Annotated in this window: 25 protein-coding genes; 3 read left to right on the plus strand and 22 right to left on the minus strand. The window is 69.6% G+C overall.

Annotation, left to right across the window (positions count from 1 at the left end):
• The first annotated feature begins 77 nt into the window (after positions 1 to 77).
• Positions 78 to 1,442, plus strand: a complete 1,365-nt coding sequence (gene radA, locus ABD212_RS07175; RefSeq protein WP_344092829.1) for a DNA repair protein RadA — start codon at positions 78 to 80, stop codon at positions 1,440 to 1,442.
• Between the two features lie 73 nt (positions 1,443 to 1,515).
• Here the strand turns inward: radA and ABD212_RS07180 are convergent, their stop codons facing one another.
• The 5 genes from ABD212_RS07180 to ABD212_RS07200 all read right to left on the minus strand — a co-directional run bounded on the left by ABD212_RS07180 (position 1,516) and on the right by ABD212_RS07200 (position 6,708).
• Positions 1,516 to 2,232: a FadR/GntR family transcriptional regulator gene (locus ABD212_RS07180; protein WP_344092832.1), complete on the minus strand. Its 717-nt coding sequence runs from the start codon at positions 2,230 to 2,232 to the stop codon at positions 1,516 to 1,518.
• Positions 2,229 to 3,008 (minus strand): 3-oxoacyl-ACP reductase, encoded by a 780-nt coding sequence (locus ABD212_RS07185; protein ID WP_425561249.1) that lies wholly within the window; start codon positions 3,006 to 3,008, stop codon positions 2,229 to 2,231. The genes ABD212_RS07180 and ABD212_RS07185 overlap by 4 nt, the downstream gene beginning before the upstream one ends.
• A 40-nt stretch (positions 3,009 to 3,048) precedes the next feature.
• On the minus strand, positions 3,049 to 4,410 hold the full coding sequence (locus tag ABD212_RS07190; RefSeq protein ID WP_344092834.1) for an aldehyde dehydrogenase family protein: 1,362 nt from the start codon (positions 4,408 to 4,410) through the stop codon (positions 3,049 to 3,051).
• Entirely contained in the window at positions 4,407 to 5,201 is a 795-nt protein-coding gene (locus ABD212_RS07195; RefSeq protein WP_344092836.1) for a gamma-glutamyl-gamma-aminobutyrate hydrolase family protein, read from the minus strand. The genes ABD212_RS07190 and ABD212_RS07195 overlap by 4 nt, the downstream gene beginning before the upstream one ends.
• Positions 5,202 to 5,352: 151 nt before the next feature.
• Positions 5,353 to 6,708 carry a glutamine synthetase family protein gene (locus ABD212_RS07200; RefSeq protein ID WP_344092838.1) on the minus strand — a complete coding sequence of 452 codons (1,356 nt, stop codon included), beginning with the start codon at positions 6,706 to 6,708 and terminating at the stop codon, positions 5,353 to 5,355.
• Between the two features lie 189 nt (positions 6,709 to 6,897).
• Between ABD212_RS07200 and ABD212_RS07205 the strand changes: the two genes are divergently transcribed.
• Complete coding sequence (locus ABD212_RS07205) at positions 6,898 to 8,457, plus strand: amino acid permease (RefSeq protein ID WP_344092840.1); 1,560 nt, start codon at positions 6,898 to 6,900, stop codon at positions 8,455 to 8,457.
• A gap of 274 nt (positions 8,458 to 8,731) precedes the next feature.
• Here the strand turns inward: ABD212_RS07205 and ABD212_RS07210 are convergent, their stop codons facing one another.
• The 6 genes from ABD212_RS07210 to ABD212_RS07235 form a co-directional block, all read right to left on the minus strand.
• Complete coding sequence (locus ABD212_RS07210; RefSeq protein ID WP_344092842.1) at positions 8,732 to 9,466, minus strand: hypothetical protein; 735 nt, start codon at positions 9,464 to 9,466, stop codon at positions 8,732 to 8,734.
• 91 nt (positions 9,467 to 9,557) lie between these two features.
• Positions 9,558 to 10,061 carry an amino-acid N-acetyltransferase gene (locus tag ABD212_RS07215; protein ID WP_344092844.1) on the minus strand — a complete coding sequence of 168 codons (504 nt, stop codon included), beginning with the start codon at positions 10,059 to 10,061 and terminating at the stop codon, positions 9,558 to 9,560.
• Positions 10,062 to 10,237: 176 nt separating this feature from the next.
• On the minus strand, positions 10,238 to 12,763 hold the full coding sequence (locus ABD212_RS07220) for an ATP-dependent Clp protease ATP-binding subunit (protein ID WP_344092846.1): 2,526 nt from the start codon (positions 12,761 to 12,763) through the stop codon (positions 10,238 to 10,240).
• A 129-nt stretch (positions 12,764 to 12,892) separates the two neighbouring features.
• Positions 12,893 to 13,615 (minus strand): hypothetical protein, encoded by a 723-nt coding sequence (locus ABD212_RS07225; protein ID WP_344092849.1) that lies wholly within the window; start codon positions 13,613 to 13,615, stop codon positions 12,893 to 12,895.
• A gap of 144 nt (positions 13,616 to 13,759) precedes the next feature.
• Positions 13,760 to 15,226 (minus strand): cardiolipin synthase, encoded by a 1,467-nt coding sequence (gene cls / locus ABD212_RS07230; protein ID WP_344092851.1) that lies wholly within the window; start codon positions 15,224 to 15,226, stop codon positions 13,760 to 13,762.
• Between the two features lie 61 nt (positions 15,227 to 15,287).
• Positions 15,288 to 15,491, minus strand: coding sequence for a hypothetical protein (locus ABD212_RS07235; RefSeq protein WP_344092853.1), 204 nt, complete (start codon positions 15,489 to 15,491; stop codon positions 15,288 to 15,290).
• 113 nt (positions 15,492 to 15,604) lie between these two features.
• On the opposite strand from ABD212_RS07235, the gene ABD212_RS07240 reads away from it, so the two are divergent.
• Complete coding sequence (locus ABD212_RS07240) at positions 15,605 to 16,816, plus strand: DUF4192 family protein (protein WP_344092855.1); 1,212 nt, start codon at positions 15,605 to 15,607, stop codon at positions 16,814 to 16,816.
• Positions 16,817 to 16,826: 10 nt separating this feature from the next.
• On the opposite strand, the gene lysS is transcribed toward ABD212_RS07240, so the two are convergent.
• The 11 genes from lysS to folE all read right to left on the minus strand — a co-directional run bounded on the left by lysS (position 16,827) and on the right by folE (position 26,102).
• The gene (gene lysS, locus ABD212_RS07245) at positions 16,827 to 18,365 is read right to left on the minus strand and encodes a lysine--tRNA ligase (RefSeq protein ID WP_344092857.1); all 1,539 of its coding nucleotides are present in this window, start codon (positions 18,363 to 18,365) and stop codon (positions 16,827 to 16,829) included.
• Positions 18,366 to 18,499: 134 nt separating this feature from the next.
• Complete coding sequence (locus ABD212_RS07250; RefSeq protein ID WP_344092859.1) at positions 18,500 to 19,282, minus strand: MBL fold metallo-hydrolase; 783 nt, start codon at positions 19,280 to 19,282, stop codon at positions 18,500 to 18,502.
• Between the two features lie 16 nt (positions 19,283 to 19,298).
• Complete coding sequence (panC, locus tag ABD212_RS07255) at positions 19,299 to 20,147, minus strand: pantoate--beta-alanine ligase (RefSeq protein ID WP_344092862.1); 849 nt, start codon at positions 20,145 to 20,147, stop codon at positions 19,299 to 19,301.
• On the minus strand, positions 20,144 to 20,857 hold the full coding sequence (locus ABD212_RS07260) for a DUF2520 domain-containing protein (RefSeq protein ID WP_344092864.1): 714 nt from the start codon (positions 20,855 to 20,857) through the stop codon (positions 20,144 to 20,146). The genes panC and ABD212_RS07260 overlap by 4 nt, the downstream gene beginning before the upstream one ends.
• On the minus strand, positions 20,854 to 22,785 hold the full coding sequence (locus ABD212_RS07265) for a PH domain-containing protein (protein WP_344092867.1): 1,932 nt from the start codon (positions 22,783 to 22,785) through the stop codon (positions 20,854 to 20,856). The genes ABD212_RS07260 and ABD212_RS07265 overlap by 4 nt, the downstream gene beginning before the upstream one ends.
• Positions 22,782 to 23,372, minus strand: coding sequence for a PH domain-containing protein (locus ABD212_RS07270; protein ID WP_344092869.1), 591 nt, complete (start codon positions 23,370 to 23,372; stop codon positions 22,782 to 22,784). Before ABD212_RS07270 ends, ABD212_RS07265 begins: the two co-directional genes overlap by 4 nt.
• Entirely contained in the window at positions 23,314 to 23,811 is a 498-nt protein-coding gene (locus tag ABD212_RS07275; protein WP_344092871.1) for a DUF3180 domain-containing protein, read from the minus strand. The genes ABD212_RS07270 and ABD212_RS07275 overlap by 59 nt, the downstream gene beginning before the upstream one ends.
• Positions 23,808 to 24,341: a 2-amino-4-hydroxy-6-hydroxymethyldihydropteridine diphosphokinase gene (gene folK / locus ABD212_RS07280; protein WP_344092874.1), complete on the minus strand. Its 534-nt coding sequence runs from the start codon at positions 24,339 to 24,341 to the stop codon at positions 23,808 to 23,810. The genes ABD212_RS07275 and folK overlap by 4 nt, the downstream gene beginning before the upstream one ends.
• Positions 24,338 to 24,703, minus strand: coding sequence for a dihydroneopterin aldolase (gene folB / locus ABD212_RS07285; RefSeq protein WP_344092876.1), 366 nt, complete (start codon positions 24,701 to 24,703; stop codon positions 24,338 to 24,340). Before folB ends, folK begins: the two co-directional genes overlap by 4 nt.
• Entirely contained in the window at positions 24,685 to 25,515 is an 831-nt protein-coding gene (gene folP / locus ABD212_RS07290) for a dihydropteroate synthase (protein ID WP_344092878.1), read from the minus strand. The genes folB and folP overlap by 19 nt, the downstream gene beginning before the upstream one ends.
• Positions 25,512 to 26,102: a GTP cyclohydrolase I gene (gene folE, locus ABD212_RS07295; protein WP_344092880.1), complete on the minus strand. Its 591-nt coding sequence runs from the start codon at positions 26,100 to 26,102 to the stop codon at positions 25,512 to 25,514. The genes folP and folE overlap by 4 nt, the downstream gene beginning before the upstream one ends.
• Position 26,103 lies beyond the last annotated feature (1 nt).

A 26,103-nucleotide genomic window follows, 5' to 3' on the forward strand; every position in this document is an offset into this window, starting at 1 on the left:
CCACCGTACGCCGGCGAGTTGTCGCGCATCGGCACGCCCGCAGGGTGGATGTCGGCAGCCGAGCCTACGCTGAGGCCATGGCCACCCGACGACCCACCGCCGCCCCGTACCGGTGCACCGAATGCGGGTGGACGACCCTCAAATGGGTGGGCCGCTGCGGCGAGTGCCAGCAGTGGGGCACGGTGGTCGAGGCATCCGAGCCGACCGGACTTCTGCGCTCCATCACGCCGATCGCACCGGGTGCAGCGCGCGCAGCCCGGCCGATCACCTCGATCGACACCACCGACGCGCCGCGCCGCACGACCGGCGTCGGAGAGTTCGACCGCGTGCTCGGCGGCGGCATCGTGCCGGGCGCTGCGATCCTGCTCAGCGGCGAACCGGGGGTGGGCAAGTCGACGCTTCTCCTCGAGGTCGCCGCGCAGAGCGCGAGCGCCGGCCGGCGCGTCCTCTACGCGAGCGCCGAGGAGTCCACCGCACAGGTGCGGCTGCGGGCCGAGCGCACCGGCGCGCTGCACGACGAGCTGTACCTCGCGGCCGAGACCGACCTGGCGACGATCCTCGGACACGTCGACGAGGTGCGCCCCGAGCTGCTGATCGTCGACTCGGTGCAGACGGTCTCGTCAGCCATGTCCGAGGGCATGGCAGGTCACCCGAGCCAGGTGCGGGAGGTGGCATCCACTCTCATCCGTGTCGCGAAGGATCGCGGACTGCCCGTCATCATCGTCGGACACGTGACGAAGGACGGGTCGATCGCCGGCCCGCGCATCCTCGAGCACCTCGTCGACGTCGTGTGCCAGTTCGAGGGCGACCGGCAGACGTCCCTGCGCTTCGTGCGTGCGCTGAAGAACCGCTTCGGCCCGACGGACGAGGTCGGATGCTTCGACATGACCGGTTCGGGCATCGCCGAAGTGCCCGATCCCAGCGCCCTCTTCCTCGGGCACGGCTCGCCCGAGCCCGGCACGTGCGTCGCGATCGCGCTCGAGGGCCGGCGGGCTCTGCCCGTCGAGGTGCAGGCGCTCACGATCAGGACGTCGGCGCCCAATCCGCGGCGCATCGTCAACGGCGTCGACGCGGCTCGGGTCGCGATGGTGCTTGCGGTTCTCGAGAAGAAGGCGGGCGTGGTCACCAGCGATCAGGACGTCTACGTGTCGACGGTCGGCGGCGTCCGCTTCACCGAACCGGCGGCCGATCTCGCGATCGCCATCGCGGTGGCGGGTGCGCTGCGCAGCGAAGCCACCCCCAAGACGCTGGCGGCGGTGGGCGAGCTGAGCCTCGCCGGCGAGGTCCGGCCCGTGACCCAGGCGCCGCAGCGCCGCGGGGAAGCGACCCGACTGGGCTACGCGCATCTGATCGACAACCGCTCGGGCACGCTGCGGGGTGCCCTGCGCGATGTGCGTGCACGAGTCACCGCGCGGCCCGGCGTCGACGTCCCCGAGTTCTGACCCAGGGACGCGGCGAGCTTGGCGGGTGATCACGTCTCGAGAGAACCCGCCTGGGCGGGCGCGAGCCGCGCGCTCAGGCGAGGAACCCGCGCAGCAGCGCCTCCGACCCGGCGAGGTGCTCGAGGATCGCCGCCTCGGCGGCATCCGCTCGTCCCGCCAGGATCGCTTTCACGATGCCCTCGTGCTGCGCGTTGGAGTGCTCGATGTTGCGCGGCAGCAGCGGGAACGTGTCGAGCCACGCATTGACACGGGCCCGGTTCTCGGCGGCGAGCGCGACGAGTGACGGGATGCCGGCGAGCTCGGCGATCGTCAGGTGCAGCAGCGTGTCGGCCCGGCGATAGTCGCCTTCCGATGCCGTCGACGCCGCCTCGTACCGGGTCCAGAGCTCGGCGCGGGCCTCGGGCGCCAGCGCGCGGCCCGCCACCGCCCGTGCGGCGCCGGCCTCGAGCACCCGCCGGAGGCCGAGCACGTCGTCGAGCTCCTCGACCGGCACCGTGCCGGGCGCGGCGGGGCGCGGCAGCGGGTTCGCGACGAACGTGCCGCCGTACCGGCCTCGCCGGCGCACGAGGTATCCGGTGTCGGCCAGCTCGCGAATGGCCTCGCGCACGGTGTCACGGCTGACTCCGTACATCGTGGCGAGCTCGCGTTCCGACGGCAGCGACTCCCCCGGACCGACCACGCCGAGACGGATCGTCTGCACCAGGCGCGCCACCGTGTCTTCGAGCGCATTCCCCTCGCGCACCGGCCGGTAGACGGCCCGGTGCACTTCGCGAAGCGGTGCGTCGGTCATAGCGGTGTGACGTACGCGTTCGTGATGCCGCCATCCACGACGAAGGCCGTCGCGGTGATGAACGACGCGTCGTCCGAAGCGAGGAACGCCACGGCGGCCGCCATCTCCTCAGGTTCGGCGAACCGGCCGATCGGCACGTGCACGAGCCGGCGCTGAGCGCGCTCGGGATCCTTGGCGAACAGCTCCCGAAGGAGCGGCGTGTTCACCGGTCCGGGGCACAGCGCGTTCACGCGGATCCCCTGGCGGGCGAACTGGACTCCGAGTTCGCGGGTCATCGCCAGCACGCCGCCCTTCGAGGCGGTGTAGCTGATCTGCGAGGTCGCGGAGCCGAGCAGCGCGACGAACGAGGCCGTGTTGATGATGGATCCGCGCGCCTGCGGCACCATGCGGCGCAGCGCCGCGCGCGAGCACAGGTACACGCTCTTGAGGTTCACGTCCTGCACGCGGTCCCACGCCGGCAGCTCGGTGGTCTCGATCGAGTCGTCGTCGGGCGGCGAGATCCCGGCGTTGTTGAATGCGATGTCAAGGCGTCCGAACTGGTCCGCCACCCCGTCGAACACGGCGTTGACCTGGGTCTCGTCCGACACGTCGAGCTGCCGGAAGGTGCCTCCGACGTCGGATGCCGCGGCCTCGCCGGTCGTCGCGTCGACGTCCGCGATCACGACCGCGGCGCCTTCGGCGGCGAACCGACGCGCAGTCGCCAGGCCGATCCCCGAGGCGCCGCCGGTGATGATCGCGACCCGATCCTTCAGGCGCTGCGTCAGATCCATGGGCATCGGCCCTCCTGGTGGTGCGTTGTGATGCGGAGCGCGGCGATCATGAGGCATCCGTCGCGAAGAAGACGTTCTTGGTCTCGGTGAAGTGCTCCGGGGCGTCAGGACCCAGTTCGCGCCCCAGCCCCGACGCCTTCATGCCGCCGAACGGAGTCCAATAGCGCACCGACGAATGCGAGTTCACCGACAGCACGCCGCTCTTGACCCCCCTCGAAACGCGGATCGCACGCCCCAGGTTCTCGGTCCAGATCGATCCCGCGAGTCCGTATACCGTGTCGTTGGCGAGTCGGATGCCGTCCGCCTCGTCGTCGAAGGGCAGCACGGCCACGACGGGTCCGAACACCTCCTCCTGTGCGATGCGGTCGCCCGGCTCTGCCAGCACCACCGTCGGCGCGAACCAGAAACCCTCGCCGTCCGGCGCCGAACCGCGGAATGCCACCCGTGCATCGTCGAGGAACGATGCCACCGTGTCGCGGTGCGATGCCGAGATGAGCGGCCCCATCTCGGTCGTCTCGAGCGAGGGATCCCCTACCCGCCATTCGGCGACGGCCGGCTCGAGAAGCTCGAGGAACCGGTCGTAGACGCTGCGCTGCACGAGGATGCGGCTGCGGGCGCAGCAGTCCTGGCCGGCGTTGTCGAACACCGCCCCGGGTGCGGCCGCCACGGCACGCTCGAGGTCGGCGTCTTCGAAGATGAGGTTCGCGCTCTTGCCGCCGAGCTCGAGCGTGACGGGTTTCAGCGCGCGGGCGCAGCCGGCCGCGACATCCGTCCCCACCTCGGTCGACCCGGTGAACACGACCTTGCGCACATCGGGATGCGATACGAAGCGCTGCCCGACGACCGAGCCCGCACCGGTGATCACCTGGAACAGCCCCTCGGGCAGTCCGCCTTCGAGCGCGAGCTCAGCCAGGTGCAGCGCGGTCAGCGGAGTGAGCTCTGCCGGCTTGAGCACGACGGCGTTGCCCGCGGCGAGCGCCGGCGCGAAACCCCACGACGCGATCGTCATCGGGAAGTTCCACGGCACGATGATCCCGACCACGCCGTACGGCTCGTGGAACGTGACATCGAGCCCGCCCGCGACGGGGATCTGCCGGCCGTTCAGCCGCTCGGGCGCGCCGGCGTAGTAGTTCAGCACCTGTGCGACGTGCGAGGCCTCCCACCGGGCGGATCCGATCGGATGCCCGGAGTTGCGCACCTCGAGCTGCGCGAGACCTTCGGCGTGCGCCTCGACGACGCGGGCGAACTCGCGCAGCGCATCGGCGCGAGCCAGCGGAGCCAGGGCTGTCCAGCTCCGCTGTGCGGCGACGGCGCGGGCGATCGCCGCATCGACCTCCGCTTCGCTCGCGCGCGGGATCTCGGCGAGCGCAGTCTCGGTGGCGGGGTTCACGACCGTGAAGGTGTTCACGAAAGGGCCTCTCTGGTCGCTTCGAGACGTTTCGTCTCGGGGGCTTCGCTCCCTCGCTCGACCACCGAGGACCGCTGAGCTCTCGACGCGGCATAGACGGATGCCTCGGCCACGAGCCCCGCGAACAGGCGGCGATCATCGGCGTTCTCCTCGGGATGCCACTGCACGCCGACGACATAGCCATCGCCGTCGGACTCGATCGCCTGCACGAGTCCGTCGTCGGTGCGGGCCGTGGCGACGAGCCCGTCGCCGAGCCGGTCGATGCCCTGGTGGTGGTAGCTGTGCACGCCGATCGTGCCGGGTCCGATGAGCCGCGCCAGCGCCGAGTCGTCGTCGACCATCACCTCGTTCGAGGCGAACACGCCGCCGCCCACCCGGTACCGCTCGGTGCCGAGCGCCTCAGGCAGGTGCTGATGCAGCGTTCCGCCGCGTGCGACGTTCACGAGCTGCAGCCCGCGGCAGATCGCGAGCACCGGCATCCGTCGCTCCTCCGCGCCACGGAACAGCGCGAGCTCCCAGGCGTCCCGGTCGGGCCGGGGGGCGTCGGTGAGCGGATGCCGCACCGCACCATACAGCTCCGGCTCCACGTCGCGTCCGCCGGTGAGGATGAGCCCGTCGAGCCCTTCCAGTGCAGCCGCTGCTGCGGCATCCGGAGCCGGCTGCGGAGGCAGGAGCACGGCGACGCCGCCCGACGCGGTGACCGCGTCGAGGTATCGCTGCGGGAGGAACGCCGCTCGCACGTCCCACACGCCCTGCCGGGCCTGCTCGAGGTAGGTGGTCAGGCCGATCACCGGCGGGCGTGTGTCGCCGGGTTCGGCGCGTTTCGTCTCGTGGCTCGACGACCGAGGGTCAGCACCACCGGTCGTTGAGCGAGCGGAGCGAGACGAAACGCCCCCGGACTCCCCGACGCGTTCCGCCTCCCCGCTGGACGACCGAGGTTCGTCAAAGTCGTTCGAAGCCACGCACCCGCTCCCAGTCCGTCACGACGGCGTCGAAGGCCTCGACCTCGATGCGCGCCTGGTTGAGGTAGTGGTCCACCACGTCATCGCCGAATGCGGCTCGCGCGATCGAGGACTCCGCGAAGAGCTCTGCCGCCTCGCGCAGGGTCATCGGCAGCTGATCCGCACCCGATGTGTAGGCGTTTCCGGCGACCGGATCGGGCAGTTCGAGCTCGTGCTCCACGCCGTGCAGGCCTCCTGCGATGATCGCGGCGAGACCCAGGTACGGATTGACGTCTCCGCCCGGGACGCGATTCTCGACCCGCAGCGACGAACCGTGACCGACCACGCGCAGCGCGCATGTTCGGTTGTCGACGCCCCATGCCACCCCGGTCGGCGCGAACGAGCCCTTCGCGTAGCGCTTGTACGAGTTGATGGTCGGCGCGTACAGCAGCGTGAATTCGCGCAGCGTCGCGAGGATCCCGGCGATCCAGTGACCCATCAGCGGGCCGAACCCGTGCGGCCCGTCACCCGCCATGACCGCCGAGCCCGACTCGTCACGGACCGAGAGGTGGATGTGGCAGCTGTTGCCCTCGCGCTCGTTGAACTTCGCCATGAACGTGAGTGCCTTGCCGTGCTGTCCCGCGATGGCCTTCGCGCCGTTCTTGTAGATGGCGTGCTGGTCGGCCGTCTCGAGCACTTCCGCATAGCGGAACGCGATCTCCTGCTGGCCGAAGTTGCACTCGCCCTTGACGCCTTCGCAGTACATCCCGGCGCCGTCCATCGCGAGTCGGATGTCCCGCAGCAGCGGCTCGAGCCTGCCCGAGGCGAGCAGGTCGTAGTCCACGTTGTAGTCCGTCGATGGCGTGAGATCCCGGTACCCGCGAGCCCAGGCATCCCGATAGCTGTCGTCGAACACGATGAACTCGAGCTCCGTGCCCGCGTAGGCGACGAGCCCCCGGTCGGCGAGCCGCGCACGCTGGCGCTTCAGGATGTCGCGCGGCGATTGGACGACCGGATCGCCGCCCTCCCACGCGAGGTCCGCCATCACGAGTGCGCTGCCCGGCAGCCACGGGATGCGCCGCAGGGTCGCAGGATCGGGCAGCAGCATCATGTCGCCGTAGCCCTTCTCCCAGCTCGACATGGCATAGCCGTCCACGGTGTTCATGTCGACGTCGACGGAGAGGAGGTAGTTGCACGCCTCCGCACCGTGGCGCAGCACCTCGTCGTTGAAGAAGCGGGCCGACACGCGCTTGCCGACGAGGCGACCCTGGGCGTCTGCGAACGCGACGATGACGGTGTCGATGTCTCCCGTGCCTACCGCAGCGGCGAGTTCCGCGATCGTCAGGTTTCCGCTCATCCCCGCGCTCCTTCATCCGGTGGCGATGCGGCGAGATCCGACCTTTAGATCGGTGATCGCTCGCGTTCGAGCCTAACCCTAGTGACCGATCAGGCACCAAAGGTAGACATCAGGTACCAATAGGCGCCACAATCGTGCCAAACGCGCCGCATCCCGAAAGTGCGCGCCCCTAGTCGTCCTGGAGGACGGATGTCTGAAGCGAAGAGTTCCGTGTCGGGAGTCACGTACACCAAGGCGGGCGAGGGCTACTTCGAGAAACGCCAGTTGAAACGCTCGGCACGGTTCTGGGGTCTGTGGGGCCTCGGCGTGGCGGCGGTCATCTCGGGCGACTTCTCCGGCTGGAACTTCGGCATCGGCTCGGCCGGCTGGGGCGGGCTGCTGATCGCCTCGCTCGTCATCGTCGTGATGTACTTCGGGATGCTGTTCTCGATCGGCGAGATGTCGGCGGCGCTCCCCCACACCGGCGGCGCATACTCGTTCGCGAGGTCGGCGATGGGTCCGTGGGGCGGGTTCGTCACCGGGCTGGCCGAGACGATCGAGTACGTCTTCACCACGGGCGTCATCGTGCTGTTCTCCGCGGGCTATCTGAACCAGATCATCGCGACCCTCGCCGGTTTCGACCTGGCGAAGGCGGGCTACCTGTGGGTGTGGTGGGTCGTGCTCTACGCCGTGTTCATCGCCCTCAACGCGGCCGGCGCGTCGATCTCGTTCCGATTCGCCGTCATCGTGTCGATCCTCTCGATCGGCATCCTTGTGCTGTTCGGCATCCTCGCGTTCGCGAACGGCGCCGTCGACTTCTCGAAGCTGTGGGACATCGCTCCCGACGAGACCGTCGCCGGCAGCTCGCAGTTCCTGCCGTTCGGATGGTGGGGCATCCTGTTCGCACTGCCCTTCGCGATGTGGTTCTTCCTCGGCATCGAAGAGCTGCCGCTGGCCGCCGAAGAAGCTCACGATCCCTCGAAGGACATCCCGCGTGCGGGCATCTGGGGCCTCATCACGCTGATCGTCACGGGCGCGATCGTGCTGTTCCTCAACCCCGCGGTGACGGGATCCAAAGCGCTCGGCGCCGCCGGTGAACCGCTGCTCGACGGCTTCCGCGCGTTCCTTCCCGCCGACCTCGCCGCCGTGCTGTCGCTGTTCGCCCTGATCGGACTGCTGGCGTCGCTGCAGGGGATCATGTTCGCCTACGGGCGCAACATGTACTCGCTCTCACGCGCCGGCTACTACCCGAAGTTCCTGTCGCTCACCGGCAAGCGGCAGACGCCGTGGGTCGCGCTGCTGGTGGGAGCCGTGATCGGGTTCGTGGTGCTGCTCGCCGTCGACCTGATCACGAAGGCCAACCCCGACATCGGTGCCGTCTCAAACGCGATCGTGCTCAACATCGCCGTCTGGGGCGCCGTCATCTCGTACCTGCTGCAGATGGTCTCGTACGTCATCCTGAAGGTGAAGCTGCCGAATGCCGCCCGGCCCTACGTGAGCCCGGTGGGGATCGGCGGAGCAGTCGTCGCAGGGGTCATCGCGCTGCTCACGTTCGTCGGTCAGCTGATCAACCCCGGGTACACCTCGGCGATCATCGCCATCGCCGTCGTCTACGTCATCGGGCTGGTGATCTTCGCGCTGGTCGGTCGCAAACGCCTGGTGCTCTCGCCCGAGGAGGAGTACGCGCTCTCGGGCGGCCAGCACGGCGACCCGCAGTCGGAGGGGTACGACGCCATGGAGACGGAGATCTTCGGCAATAAGCAACGCTAGAGCGAGGATCGCGGGGTCGAAGCTTCCGGGGGGATGCTTCGACCCCGCTGCCCGCGGACACAGCGGCCCCCTCGCGCCGTCCCCCTTGGGGGGAGGCTCGAGAGGGCCTGCTCTCGGGTGGCTCACGATCACTCGCTGGGGACGAGATTTTGCTGCTGGGGACAGCTTTGAGCCTTCTCATCGGGAGCTGATACTAGGCTACGCCGGATTCTGCCGATAAGATGTCCCCCCTTCGGCGGACACGCCGTTGCGGCTTTCGCTCCGCGCGAAACCCTCAGTAGAGCAGGATCTGCGCCGAATCAGTCGAGGAGACGCCGCCGATCTCGACGTCGAGATGATAGGTCGCGCCGCCCCCCGGGGCGCGCGGTCGGTCGCTGTCGGTGCACGTGCTGACCGAGGACCGCGTACGATCCCAGGCGAGCGGGACGGCGCTCGTGACGCTCTGCCCCGCGCTGAGCAGCGCCACCATGTCGCTCGGCTCGGTCTGGCAGTCGGTGGACCGCCACCACACGTCGCTGCCGCTCGTGATCGTGAACACCTGCGTGCTCGTGCCCACGTTGAGGCTGCAGCCGGTGCGGCCGTGGTTCGTGAGCTTGATCGAGAGCAGCGGGTTCTGCCCGGTGGCATACGAGGTCTTGTCGGTGATGGCTTCGACCGTGATGTCGCCGGAACGGCAGGGCGCCGCTGTCGAGGTCGGCGCCGGAGTGGGGGCCTGGGAGGTGGTTGGGTGCGGGGTGGCGGCCGGAGTGGCCGAGGGGCTGGATGTCGCGCGCGGCGTGCTCGATGCGTCCTGAGGGACGGGAAGCTCGGTGACGCCGGCATCCGTGGTCGTCTTGTCGCCTGCGCTGGGATCCTGCCCCGCGGTCTGCGAGGCGGCGCCCCGCCACGGCTGCGCGATCAGCAGCCACACGACCACGATCGCCGCGATTATCCCGACGATGACCACGATTCGCCGGCGACGGTAGACCGCCGGGGAGTGCCTCCTCCGGCGCGGGGGTTCGGTCGCCATGCGCCTAGGCTAAGCCGCCCCGGCCGTGCAGAGCCGATCGGCGCGCCCGGCTGACGTCGGCCCGAACCGAGAAAGCCTCAGCGGGTCCTCGCTACAGGACCTTGAGCATCCGTGTGTTGCCGAGGGTGTTCGGCTTGACGTGCGCGAGGTCGAGGAACTCCGCCACGCCCTCATCAGGGCTGCGGATGAGCTGGGAGTACACGTCCAGGTCGACGACCTGCTCCCCGATCGGTGCGAAGCCGCGTCGAGTGAAGAACTGCACCTCGAAGGTCAGGCAGAACAGCCGCGACAGTCCGAGCCGGCGGGCGCTGTCTTCGAGGCCCGCCACGATCGCGCGGCCGACGCCGTGGTGCAGCCAGTCGTCCGAGACGATCAGCGTTCGCACCTCGCCGAGGTCCTCCCACATCACGTGCAGCGCGCCGCACCCGATCAGTCGGCCGTGCTGGTCCTCGGCGACGAGGAACTGCTGCACCGACTCGTAGAGCACCACGAGGTCTTTCCCGAGCAGGATCCGCCGCTGGACGAAGGGCTCGAGCAGGGCCTGGATGCCGCGGACGTCCGCGCTCCGCGCCGGACGCACCGAGAACCTATCCACCGGTCCAGCTTAGGTGCGGCGCGTTTCGTCTCGCTTCGCTCGCTCAACGACCGGGGCCAGGCCCCTCTGGCACCGCCGGTCGTTGAGCGAAGGGAGCGCAGCGACCGAGACGAAACGCGCCCCGCAACGAGGAAGGGCCGGATGCCTCGGCATCCGGCCCTTCCTCGCTCGTCCCGTCAGTCGCTGGCTACCGCGAGGTCGGGGGTCGCGGTGATCTCGCCACCGCCGACGATGCCGACCGCGACGCGCCCACCGCGGGGACCGTTCTCGAACACGAACTCGCCGTTCGCGGCATCCACCTTCACGTGGTCGCCGGCGTTCAGCTCGCCGTGCAGGATCTTCTCGCTCAGCCGGTCCTCGATCTCGTGCTGCATCGCGCGACGCAGCGGTCGCGCGCCCAGCGCGGGATCGAAGCCGATCGCGATCAGCTTCTCCTTCGCGGCCTGCGTCAACTCGATCGTCATGTCGCGGTCGAGGAGGCGCGTGCCGAGGCGCTTTGTGAACAGATCCACGATCTGCACAAGCTCTTCCTTGGTCAGCTGCGGGAACACGATGATGTCGTCGACGCGGTTGAGGAACTCGGGCTTGAAGTGGCGCTTCAGCTCTTCCTTGACCTTGCCCTGCATGCGGTCGTACGACGTGGCGGTGTCGCCCTCGACCTGGAACCCGACCGGACCGCCCGCGATGTCGCGCGCGCCCAGGTTGGTGGTCATGATGATGACCGTGTTCTTGAAGTCGATGAGACGCCCCTGACCGTCGGTCAGCCGACCCTCTTCGAGGATCTGCAGGAGCGAGTTGAAGATGTCGGGGTGCGCCTTCTCGATCTCGTCGAAGAGCACGACCGAGAACGGCTTGCGACGCACCTTCTCGGTGAGCTGGCCGCCCTCTTCGAAGCCGACGAATCCCGGAGGGGCGCCGAACAGCCGCGAGACGGTGTGCTTCTCGCCGAACTCCGACATGTCGAGCGCGATGAGTGCTGCCTCGTCGTCGAAGAGGAACTCCGCGAGCGCCTTGGCGAGCTCGGTCTTTCCGACGCCCGTGGGGCCGGCGAAGATGAACGAGCCCGAGGGACGCTTGGGGTCCTTGAGGCCGGCGCGCTGGCGGCGGATCGTCTTCGACAGCGCGGCGATCGCCTCTTCCTGGCCGATGACGCGCTGGTGCAGCGCCTTCTCCATGAAGACGAGGCGGCTCGACTCCTCTTCGGTGAGCTTGAAGACCGGGATGCCGGTGGCCTGGGCGAGCACCTCCGCGATCAGACCCTCGTCGACCACGGCGTGGGACGCGACGTCGCCGCTGCGCCACTGCTTCTCGAGGCGCAGACGCTCGGCGAGGAGCGACTTCTCCTCGTCGCGCAGCGACGCGGCCTTCTCGAAGTCCTGATCCTCGGAGGCCTGCTCCTTCTGCCGGCGAACTTCGGCGATCTTCTCATCGAACTCGCGCAGCTCGGGCGGGCTCGACAGGATCGACAGACGCAGGCGAGCGCCGGCCTCGTCGATCAGGTCGATCGCCTTGTCGGGCAGGAACCGGTCGCTGACGTAGCGGTCGGCCAGGTTCGCCGCCGCGACGATCGCGCCGTCGGTGATCTGCACCTTGTGGTGCGCCTCGTAGCGGTCGCGCAGCCCCTTCAGGATGTTGATCGCGTGCGGCAGGCTGGGCTCGGCGACCTGGATCGGCTGGAAGCGGCGCTCGAGCGCGGCATCCTTCTCGAAGTGCTTGCGGTACTCGTCGAGGGTGGTCGCACCGATGGTCTGCAGCTCGCCGCGGGCGAGCAGCGGCTTCAGGATGCTCGCCGCATCGATGGCGCCCTCGGCGGCACCCGCACCCACGAGGGTGTGGATCTCGTCGATGAAGACGATGATGTCTCCGCGGGTGCGGATCTCCTTCGTGACCTTCTTGAGGCGCTCTTCGAAGTCACCGCGGTAGCGGGAGCCGGCGATCAGCGAGCCGAGGTCGAGCGAGTAGAGCTGCTTGTCCTTCAGCGTCTCGGGCACGTCGCCCTTGACGATCGCCTGGGCGAGCCCTTCGACGACGGCGGTCTTGCCGACGCCGGGCTCGCCGATCAGGACGGGGTTGTTCTTCGAGCGTCGAGACAGGATCTGCATGACCCGCTCGATCTCCTTCTCGCGCCCGATCACCGGGTCGAGTTTGTTGTCGCGTGCGGCCTGTGTCAGATTGCGGCCGAACTGGTCGAGCACCTGCGACCCTCCCTGGGCCTGCTGGGGGTTGTCGTGCGCGGCACCGGAGACGGCTGCGGGCTCCTTGCCCTGGTAGCCCGAGAGCAGCTGGATGACCTGCTGGCGCACCTTGTTGAGATCGGCGCCGAGCTTGACGAGCACCTGGGCGGCCACGCCCTCGCCTTCGCGGATCAGGCCGAGCAGGATGTGCTCGGTGCCGATGTAGTTGTGGCCGAGCTGGAGCGCTTCGCGCAGCGACAGCTCCAGCACCTTCTTCGCGCGGGGCGTGAAGGGGATGTGCCCCGTAGGCTGCTGCTGACCCTGGCCGATGATGTCCTGCACCTGCTCCCGCACCGCGTCGAGCGAGATGCCGAGGCTTTCGAGCGCCTTGGCGGCGACGCCTTCGCCCTCGTGGATGAGCCCGAGCAGGATGTGCTCGGTGCCGATGTAGTTGTGGTTGAGCATCTTCGCCTCTTCTTGGGCGAGGACGACCACGCGACGGGCTCGGTCCGTGAATCTCTCGAACATCGTTTTCCTCCGGGGCAGGGACGGGCCGGTCGACCCCTCTTGGCGCCTTACAACGAGGGTAACGAGCGACCGGATGCCGGATGGCCGTGTTCGCCCAAGGCATAGCGCCGCGGCATCCGGGCGCCAGGCTCAGTTGGTGCCGTAGATGGGGATCTTCACGTTGTCGAACTCGTCGCCCGTGAGGATGAGCTGCACGCCGGTGTCGTCCTGGAGGGCGTTCACGGCCGTGACGGCGGCGCGCGGCGTCATGTCCATCGTGCACACCTGGTTCTCGGGCGGCGTCTGGTACGTCACCTTGACCTCCGCGGGGCCGGTGGCGGCGACATCCTGGATCACGGGGATGCACGTCGACGATCCCCACGTCAGGATCACGAACTGGCCCTTGGCCGTCGCCCAGCCTGCGCTCGGCAGGTAGTCGGTCGCGCCGCCGGGCGCGAGTCCTGCCACACCGTCGAGCTCGACCCTGCCGAAGTAGTTGTCGCCGGTCACCTCGATCTGGAGGTTCTTCTCCGGGTCGACGTCTTTGGGCACGGTCACGAGCGTCGCTCGTGGCACGAGGTCCCTGGTGCACGCCTGGGTGGTGTCGGGCTTGGCAAGAGTCACGTGCAGGACGTCGTCGGCCAGTTGGACCTGATCGGCTTGGGGCACGCAGGTCGAGCTGCCGAGCGTGACGAGCCCGATCATCCTGCCGTCGTCGAGCCAGGCGGCGCCCAGGTCCGGATCGGGCTCCAGCGTCTGCGTCGGGGTCGGCTCGGGGGACGTCGACCCGCCGGAAGGGGTCGCGCATCCGGCGAGCGCGAGACTCGCGAGGGCGAGGACGCCGAGGCCGGCGAGGAATCCAGAACGGGCCATGAGCGTGCCTTTCGCCGAGGATGCCGCGCAAGGCGGGCCGGCCGCGCTCCGACGCCCGGCTCTTCCATCATGGCGCAGGCGGCCCGGGAGCGCCCGGAAGATCGATCACGAGGTGATCACGGCGGCGGGGCTCGGCATCCGGAACTACTGCAGCGCGGACGTGAGTCTGGCCAGGTTGTCGAGCACCGTGGAGCGGAGGGGCTGCTTCTCCCACTCCTCGAGCGTGAGTTCGCGGCTGAGCGCTCGATAGATGTCCTCGACGCCGCGCATCTCGCTGACGAACTCCTCGCCCCGCACCAGCATCGAGATCTCCATGTTGAGACCGAACGAGCGCATGTCCATGTTGCTCGACCCGATGATCGCGACCTCGTCGTCGATCGTCATGGACTTGGAGTGCAGGATGAACGGCCGCCTGTACATCCAGATCTTCACCCCCGCGCGGAGCAGCGCTTCGTAGTAGCTGCGCTGCGCGTGGTAGACGATCGCCTGGTCGCCCTCCTCCGAGACGAACAGCTCCACCTGCAGGCCGCGGTGGCAGGCGGTCGTGATGGCGAGGAGAAGGCCTTCGTCCGGCACGAAGTAGGGGCTCACGACGATCACCTTGCGCTGCGCGTAGTTGATCAGGCCGAGGAACAGTCGCAGGTTGTTCTCGAACTCGAACCCGGGGCCGGATGGCACGATCTGGCAGTCGAGATCGCCCGGTCCGGAGCGCACGTCGAACAGCTCGCCCTCCTCGGGCAGCACCTGGTCGGTCTCGCTGTACCAGTCCGAGAGGAAGACCGCATTGACGGATGCCACGACCGGCCCCTCGAGACGCACCATGAGATCGACCCAGTGCAGGCCGCGTTTGATGTTCCGCTTCAGGTTGTACGTCGAATCCGTGACGTTCTGCGAGCCCATGAAGGCGACCCGCCCGTCGACGACGAGGAGCTTGCGGTGATTGCGCAGATCCGGCCGCTGATAGCGGCCGCGAAGGGGCTGGACGGGAAGCATCAGCCGCCACTGCGCTCCCATGGCATCGAGTCGCTTGAGGGTCTTCCGGTAGAAGGGCTTGCCGCGGTTGGCCCAGTGGTCCAGCAGCACCCGAACCGTGACACCCCGTGCGGAGGCCTCCTCCAGCGCACGGAAAAGGTTGTCGGTCGAGACATCCGTCTGGAAGATGTAGAACTCGACGTGCACATATCGTGTCGCCTCGCGGATGGCGTCGGCCATGGTGTCGAGGCTCTTCTGGTACTCGGGGATGAGGTGGGCGGCGTTGTCGCCCGCGAGCGGCATCGCGCCGAGGTTCCGGTTCAGAGTGACCAGTGAGGTGAACCACTCCGGCGCGTGCGGGCGGAGGGTCCCGAAATCCAGGTGCTCGCTGGTCTCGTGGATGTATTCGTTGATGCGCTCCTGCTTGCGGCGGCGCTTGCGCGGAAGGCGCGGATTGCCGATCAGGAGGAACAGGAAGACGCCGATCAGCGGAATGAAGTAGATCGCGAGCAGCCACGCCATGGCCGCGGTGGGCCGGCGATTGCGCGGGACGAAGATGATCGCGAGGACACGCACGGTGAGGTCGAACAGGAAGACGAGGAGCAGCCACCACGACGCGTCGAACGTGAGCGTGATCACCGCGTCGACCCCCTTCGCCCGCCCGTGGCCGGCGGTGTGCCCAGCGTAGCCGGGGGCGAGGTCAGTGCTCGGGAGCGGTCGACGTCTGGGACGGCGCCCCGGCCGGGGGGAGCCCGCGCTTTGCGCGCTCCTCCGCCTCGATGCGCGAATACTCGCGGCGTTCGTTGCGGTCCGCTCGAACCACGCTTCGCAGCACGAAGAAGAACAGGGCGCTCACCACGACGGTCGGCAGCAGCGACCACACCACGGCAGGCCAGTAATCCATGCCCTCAGAATACCCTCGCGACGTCTCCTCCCCATCCGGAGGGGATCGACCCCGCAGTCCACATCCGCGGCGGAGCGTCCGCGCGCGGCCGTGCGGCCGACCACTCTCGACGCATGACCACCATCGTGAAGGCTGCGAACGCCGCCGAATTCCTCTCGCTCGTGCCCCATCTGCTCGGCTTCCGACCCACCCGCAGCCTCGTCGTGATCCCGTTCGCGAGTTCGCGAAGTCTGGGCGCGATGCGGTTCGACCTTCCGGGCGACGAAGCCGACGCGATGGACCGGGTGGCGTCGACCATCATCGGCATGGTCTGCCGCATCGCCGAGGCGGACGCGCTCACGACCGTCGTCTACACCGATGCGCGGTTCGCGGACGACGAACGGATGCCGCACCGCGATCTCTCCGACGCGCTCGCGCGCCGCGCCGACGCGTGCGGACTGCGCCTGTCCGATGCCCTGTGCGTGGCCGCCGACGGATGGGGCTCATACCTGGATCGGGATTGCCCGTCCGAGGGACGAGCGCTGGCCTCGCTCGCCGACGAACCGGCGGCCGCGGCATCCCTCCCCGATCCCCAGGGCGACCAGGCCAGTGGTGCATCCCTGCCCTCGGTCGATCTCGCCGAGAAGGAGCGCGTCGCGAACGCTCTGGCGAGCCTGGCCGACGCCGTCGCTGTGCTCTGCGGCCCCGAGGCCGCCGGCACGGGTCGATCCGGCAGTCCTCGACGGGAGACCGCCTCCAGCGGTGCCGCTGACCCGCATTCCCCTGACGAGCAGTCGAGGCGCATCGATCCGCGCGCCCTCGCCGCGGTGTGCACGCTCGACGACCTGCCGACCTTGTTCGAAGGGGCCCTCGCGTGGGATCCGAGCACACTCGATCAGTACGATGCCGCGGCGATGACGTGGTGCCTGTCGCGGCCCGCGCTGCGGGACATCGCGCTCGTGCAGTGGTGCGGTGGCCTCGCCGCGGGCGATGAGGCGCTCGACGCGCAGCTGCGGTGGGAGCAGGGCGAGGAGTACCCGGCCCACCTCGCGATGCACATGTGGGGCGAGGGCGCCCGGCCCGATCCCGACCGCCTGGTCGCAGCGCTCGAACTCGCGCGTCGGGTCGCAGCCGCGGCCCCACGGGAGTCGCGGCCGGGCCCGCTCGCGACGTCGGCGTGGCTGGCGTGGGCGCTCGGGCGCTCCACGCACGCGGAGGTTTATGCCCTCGAGGCGTGCGAGATCGACCCGGAGCACGGCCTCGCCGAGATCGTGCGATCGTTCGTCCATGCCGGGCACCTGCCCGAATGGGCATTCCAGCGGCCGCCCAAGGGCGTCCGGGCCTGACGCGGGCGGGCTACTTGACCAGCGGGAAGAGGATCGTCTCGCGGATGCCGAGCCCCGTGATCGCCATCAGCAGCCGATCGATGCCCATGCCCATCCCGCCCGACGGCGGCATCCCGTGCTCGAGTGCGCGGAGGAACTCCTCGTCGATGCGCATCGCCTCCAGGTCGCCGCTGGCGACGAGCTTCGCCTGCTCGGTGAAGCGCTCGCGCTGGATGACGGGATCGACGAGCTCGGAGTATCCGGTGGCGAGCTCGAACCCGCGGACGTACAGGTCCCACTTCTCCACGACCCCCGCGATCGAGCGGTGCTCTCGCACGAGCGGGCTCGTATCGAGCGGAAAGTCCATGACGAAGGTCGGGCGCGTGAGCGAGCCCTTCACGAAGTGCTCCCACAGCTCCTCGACGAGCTTTCCGTGAGTAGCGTGGGGAGGCGCCTCGAGCCCGACCTCGGCCGCGAAGACGAGCAGTTCGTCGAGCGACGTCTGCGGCGAGATGGCCCGACCGGATGCCGCGGACAGCGAATCGTACATCGAGACCCGGTCCCACTGCCCGCCGAGGTCGTACTCGGTGCCGTCCGCCCACGTCACCACGGTGGACCCCGCCACCGCGACCGCCGCGTCCTGGATCAGCCGTTGCGTCAGGTCGGCGATCCCGTTGTAGTCGCTGTAGGCCTGATATGCCTCGAGCATCGCGAACTCGGGGCTGTGGGTCGAGTCGGCACCCTCGTTGCGGAAGTTGCGGTTGATCTCGAACACGCGATCGATGCCGCCGACGACGGCACGCTTGAGGAAGAGCTCCGGCGCGATCCGCAGGTAGAGGTCGGCGTCGAAGGCGTTCGAGTTGGTGATGAACGGCCGCGCGGACGCCCCGCCGTGCTGCACCTGCAGCATCGGGGTCTCGACCTCGATGAACCCGCGCTCGGCGAACGTCGCACGCAGGCTCGCGTTCACCTTGGCCCGGGCCACCACCGTCTCGCGCGCGCGATCGCGGACGATGAGGTCGAGGAAGCGGCTTCGGACCCGCGTCTCCTCACTCAGCTCGGCGTACATGTTGGGAAGGGGCAGGATCGCCTTGGACGCGATGGCCCATTTCGAGACCATGACCGACAGCTCGCCGCGGCGGCTCGAGATGACCTCGCCTGCCACGAAGACGTGGTCGCCGAGATCGACGAGGTCCTTCCAGCTCTGCAGCGACTCGTCCCCGACCGACGCGAGCGAGACCATGGCCTGGATGCGGCTGCCGTCGCCGGCCTGCAGGGTGGCGAAGCACAGCTTGCCGGTGTTCCGGCTGAACACCACGCGCCCCGCGACGGCTGCTGTCTCGCCGGTTTCGGCTCCGGCCTCGAGGTCGCCGAAGCGCGCGCGCAGGTCGGGGATCGTGGCCGTGATCGGAAGGGCGACCGGGTAGGCGCCCCCCGCGGCATCCGCCCGCTCGGCATTGAGCCGCTCGCGCTTGGCGAGGCGCACAGCCTTCTGCTCGAACGCTTCGACCAGGTCGGCCCGGCGGGCGTCCTCGTCTTCGGTCGGCTCGGGTGCAGGCGTCTCGGTCATCGTGGCGGGCTCCTCGCAAAGTCGGCCCCAAGTCTATCGGCGCGCGCGTGCGCGTCCCGCGGCGGGATCGTGAGGCGAACGCCCCGACACGCCCGCCCGTCCCGTCCGAACGGATCGGACTTGCTCGCAGCGGCTCAGCCGAGGTCGACGGACTCACCGAGCGGCAGCCAGCGGATCAGGTCGCGAACGGACGGTGGAGCAGCATCGAACACCCTCGCCGCGGCCTGCTCCTGCTCGGAGAAGTGGCTCCATCCCTCCACGTGGACGGGCACCACGACTCCTGGCGAGGCGCGGTCGATCACCGCCACGGCGGCAGCGGCATCCATCGTGTACACGAGCGGACCCGTCCGCGGGAACCTCACCGCGCCCACGTGCACCACCATGACGTCGGGCCGAAGGCCTTCCGCCGCGCGCAGCAGGCCTCGGTGAAGCACCGTGTCGCCCGTCATCCACAGCCCGGGGCGGGCGGCGCCGTCGCGGGTGAGCGCGAATCCCGCCGCGGGCCCCACGATCGGCCGCGTGAGGGGAGGGCCATGGCGACAGGGCGTCGCAGTGACCGTGATGGTCGGCCGGGCGGGCCCCGAGACAACCGTGGCGGCGCCCGCCCGGAGCCCGCGGATGTCGCGGTGTCCGAGCGACTTCGCGCCCGCGACCGTCGTGACCACCGTATTCGCACGCTCGAGCGCAGTGCGTCCGGCGTCATCGAGGTTGTCGGCGTGCTGGTGGTGACTCAGCAGCACCAGGTCGACGTCGCCGACTTCATCGAGCGAGACCGCTGGGCCGGTCGTCTTGCGCGAGCTCGTGCCGAGCGCGAAGGAGTATGTTCGCCCAGGCGGATCGAACGTGGGATCCGTGAGGATGCGCCATCCCTCCCATTCGATCAGCGCGGTGGGTCCGCCGATCCGGGTGATGCGCACGTCCGCCTCCGCGTCGTCAGCCGATGTAGATCTCGGCGTTGTCTATGAACCGGTGTCCGGCGACCGTCGCGGCGATCAGCGCGAGCGCGGGTCCGCGATGGCCTTCGTCGACGGGCAGGAAGGATGCCGGGTCCACGACGCTCAGGTACTCCAGGCGGATTCGCGGCTCGCCCATCAGCGAGGACTGCGCCGCGGCGATGCACGCGTCGACGCCCCGGTCGGCGTTGGACGCCGCGGCATCCAGCGCCGCGGGCAGCTTCGCCGCGGCCGCGAGGTCGCGCTCCTCGAGAAGTCCTACCCGCGTGGACACCGGCAGACCGTCGTCACCGCGCACGGTCTCGACGGTGGCGACCTCGATCGTGAAGTGGAGGTCGCGGATCATCCGCTCGACGAGGAAGATGCGCTGCCGATCGCGCTCGCCGTAAACGGCGACATCCGGTCTCACGAGGTTGAACAGCTTCGCCTCGACGGTGAGGAGGCCGTCGAAGTAGAAGGGCCTCGAGCGGCCCTCGTAGCGCAGCCCCAGGTCTCCCGCCGTCACCTTGGTGGTGTCGGATCCATTCGGGAGCAGCTCGGCGACCGTCGGTGCGAACACGACATCGACTCCCAGCGACGCCAGGAGCGCCTCGTCGTCCTCGGGCGTGCGGGGGTAAGCCTCGAACTCGGACGGGCTGGCGAATCGGAGCGGATTGACGAAGACCGACACGACGACGATGTCGGCGACCTCGCGGGCGCGATGGACGAGATCGATGTGGCCGTCGTGCAGGGCGCCGATCGTGGAGATGAGCGCGACCCTGGCCCCGTCCGGTGCTGCGGCTCTGGCCTCTGCCAGTCGGGTGCGCAGCCCGTCGATGGTGCTGATCATCCGTCGATCGTAGCGGGGGGCATGCCCGGAGTGCCCGAACCCGCGTCGGCGAGCGCGTGGTCGATCGTCGAATGCGCCAACGCGGACAGGTACGCACCCGGGTTGGGCACGCCGGCGCGCAGCAGCAGTTCCGTCGCCTGCCTGACGATCGATCGCGAGAACTCGGTCGCGGTGGCGATCCCCTCCGCGTAGGCGGGGCGATCCTCCTCCGCGATGACGACGGGTTCGCAGCCGAGTTCGACGGCGAGCGCCTGCGCGATCGGCAGCACCGTCGCCGGGGCCGTGACCGCGGCGTAGGCGTTGACGAGCTGGCGCCGGTCGATCGAGGTGCCCGTGAAGGCGATCGCGGGGTGGACGGCGAGCGGGATGACCCCCTTCGCCACTGCGGACGCCAGGATGCCGGTGCCGAAGCCCGGGTCTGTGTGCAGCACGAGCTGACCGGGCTGCCACGCGCCGATCTCGGCGAGGCCCCTCACAAGCCCTTCGAGCTGATCGTGGGGCACGGCGATCACCACGAGCTCGCTTCGACGAACCACCTCCAGCGCGTCGAGTATCGGCACGCCCGGCAGCATCGCCTCGACCCGAGCGTCGTCCGAGCCGTGCGTGATCCCGACGAGTGCATGGCCGGCACCGGCGAGGGCAGAGCCGATCACGGGGCCGACCCGGCCGGCGCCGATGATCCCGACGCCCAACCGGCCGTCGCGCGTCACGAGGGGTGCTCCGGTGCGGTGTTCGGCCTCCGGTCCGGGACCGAGCTGCCTCGCGCCACGTCCTCTACGCCCGCGATCGACACCCTCGGAGTCTCGCCGAAGTCGTCCGGCCCGGCATCCGCTGCCCAGCGATGCGTCCGATCTCCCGACGCCGCGCGCACCGTGGCACGCGCGACGTCGTCGAACAGCCGCAGCGACTCGTCGCGATCGATGGCGGCGAGCTGGGTCCACACCGGGCCGGCCACGACGTCCCCCCGGGCGGACGCGATCCGCAGCGCTCGGTCGACCGGGCCCTGATGCACGGCGACGCTCTGGAGCCTCGCGAGCGGCAGGATGGAGAGCTTGCGCCAGACCAGCCCGCGGCGCAGCAGCAGCACGTCCTGCGTGAGGCGGAACCCGTTGCGACGCCACGACAGCGGGCGGACGATCCACGCACGCCTCGGGGTGGTGATGAAGGTGTCCGCTCCGGCGGGCCGGAACATCCCCTCATGCACGATGAGCGGCCACTCGGCCTCCGGCACCGCCGGAAGCATGAGCCTGAGCACCCGCTCGACATCTGCCGGCGTGCCGACCGGCAGGGCGGTCGTGAACTGGTCCCGATTCGTATCGCTCACGCTGCGTCCGCTCAGCCGGTTGATGCGGATCGTCCACCACCCGGCCGGTCGCCAGAGGATCGGCTGCGTGACCTCCACGGCGTGGATTCGCCCCGGCGGCACGACCTCCGTCACCGTCGTGAGCAGGCCGAATGTGATCCGGACGCCGTCCGGTGTCGGGGCGATCGAGTAGCGCAGCGACCTGGTGATCGAGCGGAACCAGTACGCCCCATAGCCGATCAGCGCGGGGATGAAACCGAGGAGCAGCCAGGTGATGCCCTGCGAGACGCCGATGGCGATCGCGATGACGGCGAACACCAGGCCGAAGGTCCCCGGGCTGATGATGTGGGATGCCGCCAGCCGGCCGATCGGGATGTTCACGACGGAGTCGGGGACCTCGACCGCGGGCTCGTCGCCGTCGATGAGGCCGGTGAGTCCTCGGCTCACCGTCTGACCGAGCGCCGCCACCCGCGAGGGACGCCCGTCCGGCGCACCGGTGCGGGCCGCGGCATCCGCCAGCCGTCGTCCGGACGCGAGCCTCAGGATGTCGGCGCGCACGGTCTCGGCGTTCGTCGTCGAGAGGTAATCGAGCTTGACGTTGCCGTCGGCGCCCGCGCCCACGACCTCGAGCTTGGCCATGCCGAACACGCGCGCGACCATCGGCCGCGTGAGGTTGACGCCCTGAACACGATCGAGCGGCGCCCTGCGCTGCGTGCGGAACAGGATGCCGCTGCGCACCTCGACGTCGTCTCCGGTGATCCGCAGCGTGTGGAAGCGCCACGACAGGTAGAAGATCCCGATGAGGAGGATGAGGACGCCGAGCACGACGAGCAGCGCGAGGAGGTAGAGGTTGTGCGCGACGATGTAGTCGATCGGATCCCCGGTGCCCTCCCAGTTCTGGATCTCGTCCGGCGGGATGTCGGGCGCGAGCCAGGGGATGAACAGGTAGAGCAGGCGGTCCCGCAGGTTGGACACGACGATGCCCACGATGACGATGAGGAACAGGCCGCCGCGCAGGAGCGGCGTCAACGGGTGGAGCCGGTGCCACTCGCCGTCGCTGAGCCGGGAGCGCACCAGGTCCCGCGGGGGCGCGGCGCGAGGTTCAGCCCGTGGCGTCACCGCAGGCGGGGCCGCACCGTTCGGCTCGGCCCGTTGCGGCGATGCACCAGCCGCGGCGATGGGCGCGCTCGTCGGCGCGGCGCTCGGCGCGCCCGTCGGCGCGGCGCCCGGCGCGCCCGTCGGCGCGGCCACAGGGGGAACCGGCCCTGCGACGGGCGCCTGCGGACCTGGCGGCGGACTCGTCGTCGGTCCCTGCGGGGTGAGCGGATCGGTCATAGGCCCGTGCGGCGGCTTTCTGCAACGGCGACCAGATGATCGCGAAGGGTCTCCGCCGTCTGCTGCTCGAGGCCGGGAATGGTGACGCCGGTGGCGGCGGCCGCGGTGACGAACTTCAGCTGGGCGATCCCGAACCCGCGGTCGAGCGGCCCGTGGCTGATGTCGACCAGCTGCATGCGGCCATACGGCACCGCCACCATGCGCTGCCACAGGATGCCGCGGCGGAACACGAGATCGTCCTGACGCAGCCGGTAGCCCATCGCGCGCGCCTGTCGCGGGACGATCGCGAGAGTCCACACCAGGATCACCGTCATGATGCCCCCCGGGATCCACGCCCAGGTCTGGTGCAGAAGCTGAGTGAACACCAGTGTCGCGGCGACGACGATCACCAGGACCGACCCCGTCGAGATGAGCTGCACCCACACGTACTTGCGCGAGATCTGGTGCCATGGACCCGCCTCGAGAGCGAGCCGATTCTGCGACCGCGGCTCGATCAGCCGGTGGTATGTGCCCGAGTCGAGTTGATCGTCAGTGGTCATGGAGTCGGGGCTGGAGTCCGGGGTCGTCGCCTCCGGGCTGTTCGTCATCGTCGTCCTTCCGGATGGTGCACAGATGTTCCGCGACGAGTCCCGCGGCGACGAGGATCGCCCCGCACACCGCGGTCGCGATCGTCGTGCCCATCGAGCCTAGCGAGGGTGTGACAGGGCGGGTCAGCAGGAAGAGCAGCAGTCCGACCGCCACGCCGCCGACCGCTGCGCCCACGATGCTCGAGGCCTTCGCGAGCATCGCGATCCGCACGGCGCGGAAGGGATTCACCGCTGCCGGCTTCGATCCGTGGGTCGCGCGACGGATGGGGATCGCCAGCACGATGACGAGGCCGCCGAGCAGCGCCAGCAGGATCGGCAGCGTCACCGCGGGATTGAAGGTCGGGCGACCCGCCGACGTCAGGATCTGGTCGAGAAGGAACCCCGCCGCGACGCCGATCACCGCGGCCAGGATCAGGATGCCGGCTCCCGTGCGCTTCACGATGCCGCTCGCAGTCTTTCGAGCAGCACGTCGGCCCGGCCCACTCCCGGCAGCTCGGCATCGGGATCGAGCGCGAGCCACGGGCCCAGCACGAAGTCCCGTTCCGCTGCCCGCGGATGGGGGACGAGCAGCCGCGGATCGCTGCTTCGGATGTCGCCGAAGGCGATGAGGTCGAGGTCCAGGGTGCGGTCCCCCCATTGCTCGTTGCGCTCCCTGCCGTGGCGCGCTTCGATAGCGTGCAGATACGCCAGCAGCACGGTCGGCGCGAGGCGCGTCGTGACGATGGCGACGGCGTTGAGGTATGCCGGTGCCGCGGCATCCGGACCATCCGGCTTCACCGCGATCGACTCCACCGGGGCGGACGCTCGGACGGAGTCGACCAGCGGAAGGCGGCGCAGCTCCTCGACCGCTGCGGCGAGCGTGGCGGCGCGATCGCCCAGGTTCGCGCCGAGGGCGATGACCGCCTCGATCGGCACGGCATCGACTCGTTCGACCGGAGTGGTCAAGCCCTCCACAAGCACGCGCTTCATGCCCGCGCTCGATCCCGCTCGATCGTCACCGCGACATCCGCGAACGGCAGCGCAATGGGGGCGTCCGGCTTGTGGACGGTCACGCGGACCTGCTCGGCCGGCGAGAAGTCGAGCAGCGCGGCGGCGATGCGCTCGGCGAGGGTCTCGAGCAGGTTGACGGGCTCCCCCGAGACGATCTCGGCGATGCGCTCCGCGGCCTCCCCGTAGTGCACGGTCTCAGCGACGTCGTCGGTCCGCCCGGCGCGGCGAGTGTCGAACCGCAGGGTGAAGTCGACCACGAAGTACTGCCCGTCGCGTCGCTCCTCGTCGTACACGCCGTGGCGCCCGAAGACGCGGAGTCCGGTCAGCGTGATCTCGTCCATCGACCCTCCCCCTTCCAGCTGTCGGCGATCCGCAGCGCGTCCCGTGTCGCCGCGACATCGTGCACCCGCACGGCCCAGACGCCGGACTGCGCCGCCAGCACGCTCGTGACCGCCGTTGCCGGATCGCGGCGCTCCACGGACACATCGGCCGCGGCATCCGGATCGAGCGACTCGGCGAGGAACCACTTGCGGCTCGTGCCGACGAGAACGCGATGCCCGAGTCCGGCGATGCGCGGCAGCGCGCGCAAGGTCGCCCAGTTCTGCTCGCCGATCTTGCCGAAGCCGATCCCGGGATCGACGATGACACGGGCCGGCGGGATGCCGGCGGCAGCGGCCGCATCGATCCGCTCGACGAGCTCGGCGAGGACCTCGGCGACGACATCCCCGTACTGCGCTCGCGCGTACATGTCGACGGAGGGCCCTCGCCAGTGGCTGAGGACCATGTCGGCCCTCGTGCCGGCGACCGCCGCGAGCATGTCGGGGTCGGCCATGCCGCCCGACACGTCGTTCACGATCCGGGCACCGGCCTCGACCGCCGCGATCGCCGTCGACGCGTTCATGGTGTCGATGCTGACGACCGCGCCCGTCTCCGCGAGGGCGCGGACGACGGGCAGCACCCGGTCCTGCTCCACCTGCACCGGAACGCGCTGGGCGCCCGGACGGGTCGACTCGCCGCCGATGTCGAGCATGTGCGCTCCCTCGGCCCGCAGGCGCAGACCGTGTGCGATGGCGTCATCGGAGGCGAGGTAGCGACCGCCGTCGCTGAACGAGTCGGGGGTCACATTGACGATCCCCATGACGAGGGCGGTCATCCCCGATTCGCCCCCAGCAGCGCCATCAGCTCCGCTCGTGCGAAGGGTTCGGCGAGCTCGCCGCGCGCGGCGATCGTCACGGTCGAGACATCCGCCTGCTGACCGCTGCGCATGGTCACGCACTCGTGCGACGCGTCGAGCACCACGAGCACGCCACGGGTGTCGAGCGATGACGCGATCACGTCGGCGATCTGCTCGCCGAGCCGTTCCTGCACCTGAGGACGCGAGGCGAGGATGTCGACCAGCTTGGGAAGCGCTCCGAGCCCAACGACCTGCTCGCCCGGCAGGTAGGCGATGTGGGCGTGGCCACGGAAGGGCAGCAGGTGATGCTCGCAGATGGATCGGAAGCGGATGTCGCGGAGCATGACCGCGCCCGACGGACGCGTTTCGGGAGCAGGGCCGCGAGCCACCGAGATCGTGCGCGCGAGGGGGGCTGCGGCATCCTCCCCCACCCCGGCGAAGAACTCGGTGTACGCATCCGCGACACGGCCCGGAGTCAGACGCAGGCCCGGGCGGTCGGGGTCTTCCCCGATCGCCTCGAGCAGCTCCCGCACGAGCGCGGCGACGCGCTCCCGATCTACGGCCACG

Origin of the sequence: Microbacterium deminutum (genome assembly GCF_039530205.1) — a bacterium.
Lineage (GTDB): Bacteria > Actinomycetota > Actinomycetes > Actinomycetales > Microbacteriaceae > Microbacterium > Microbacterium deminutum.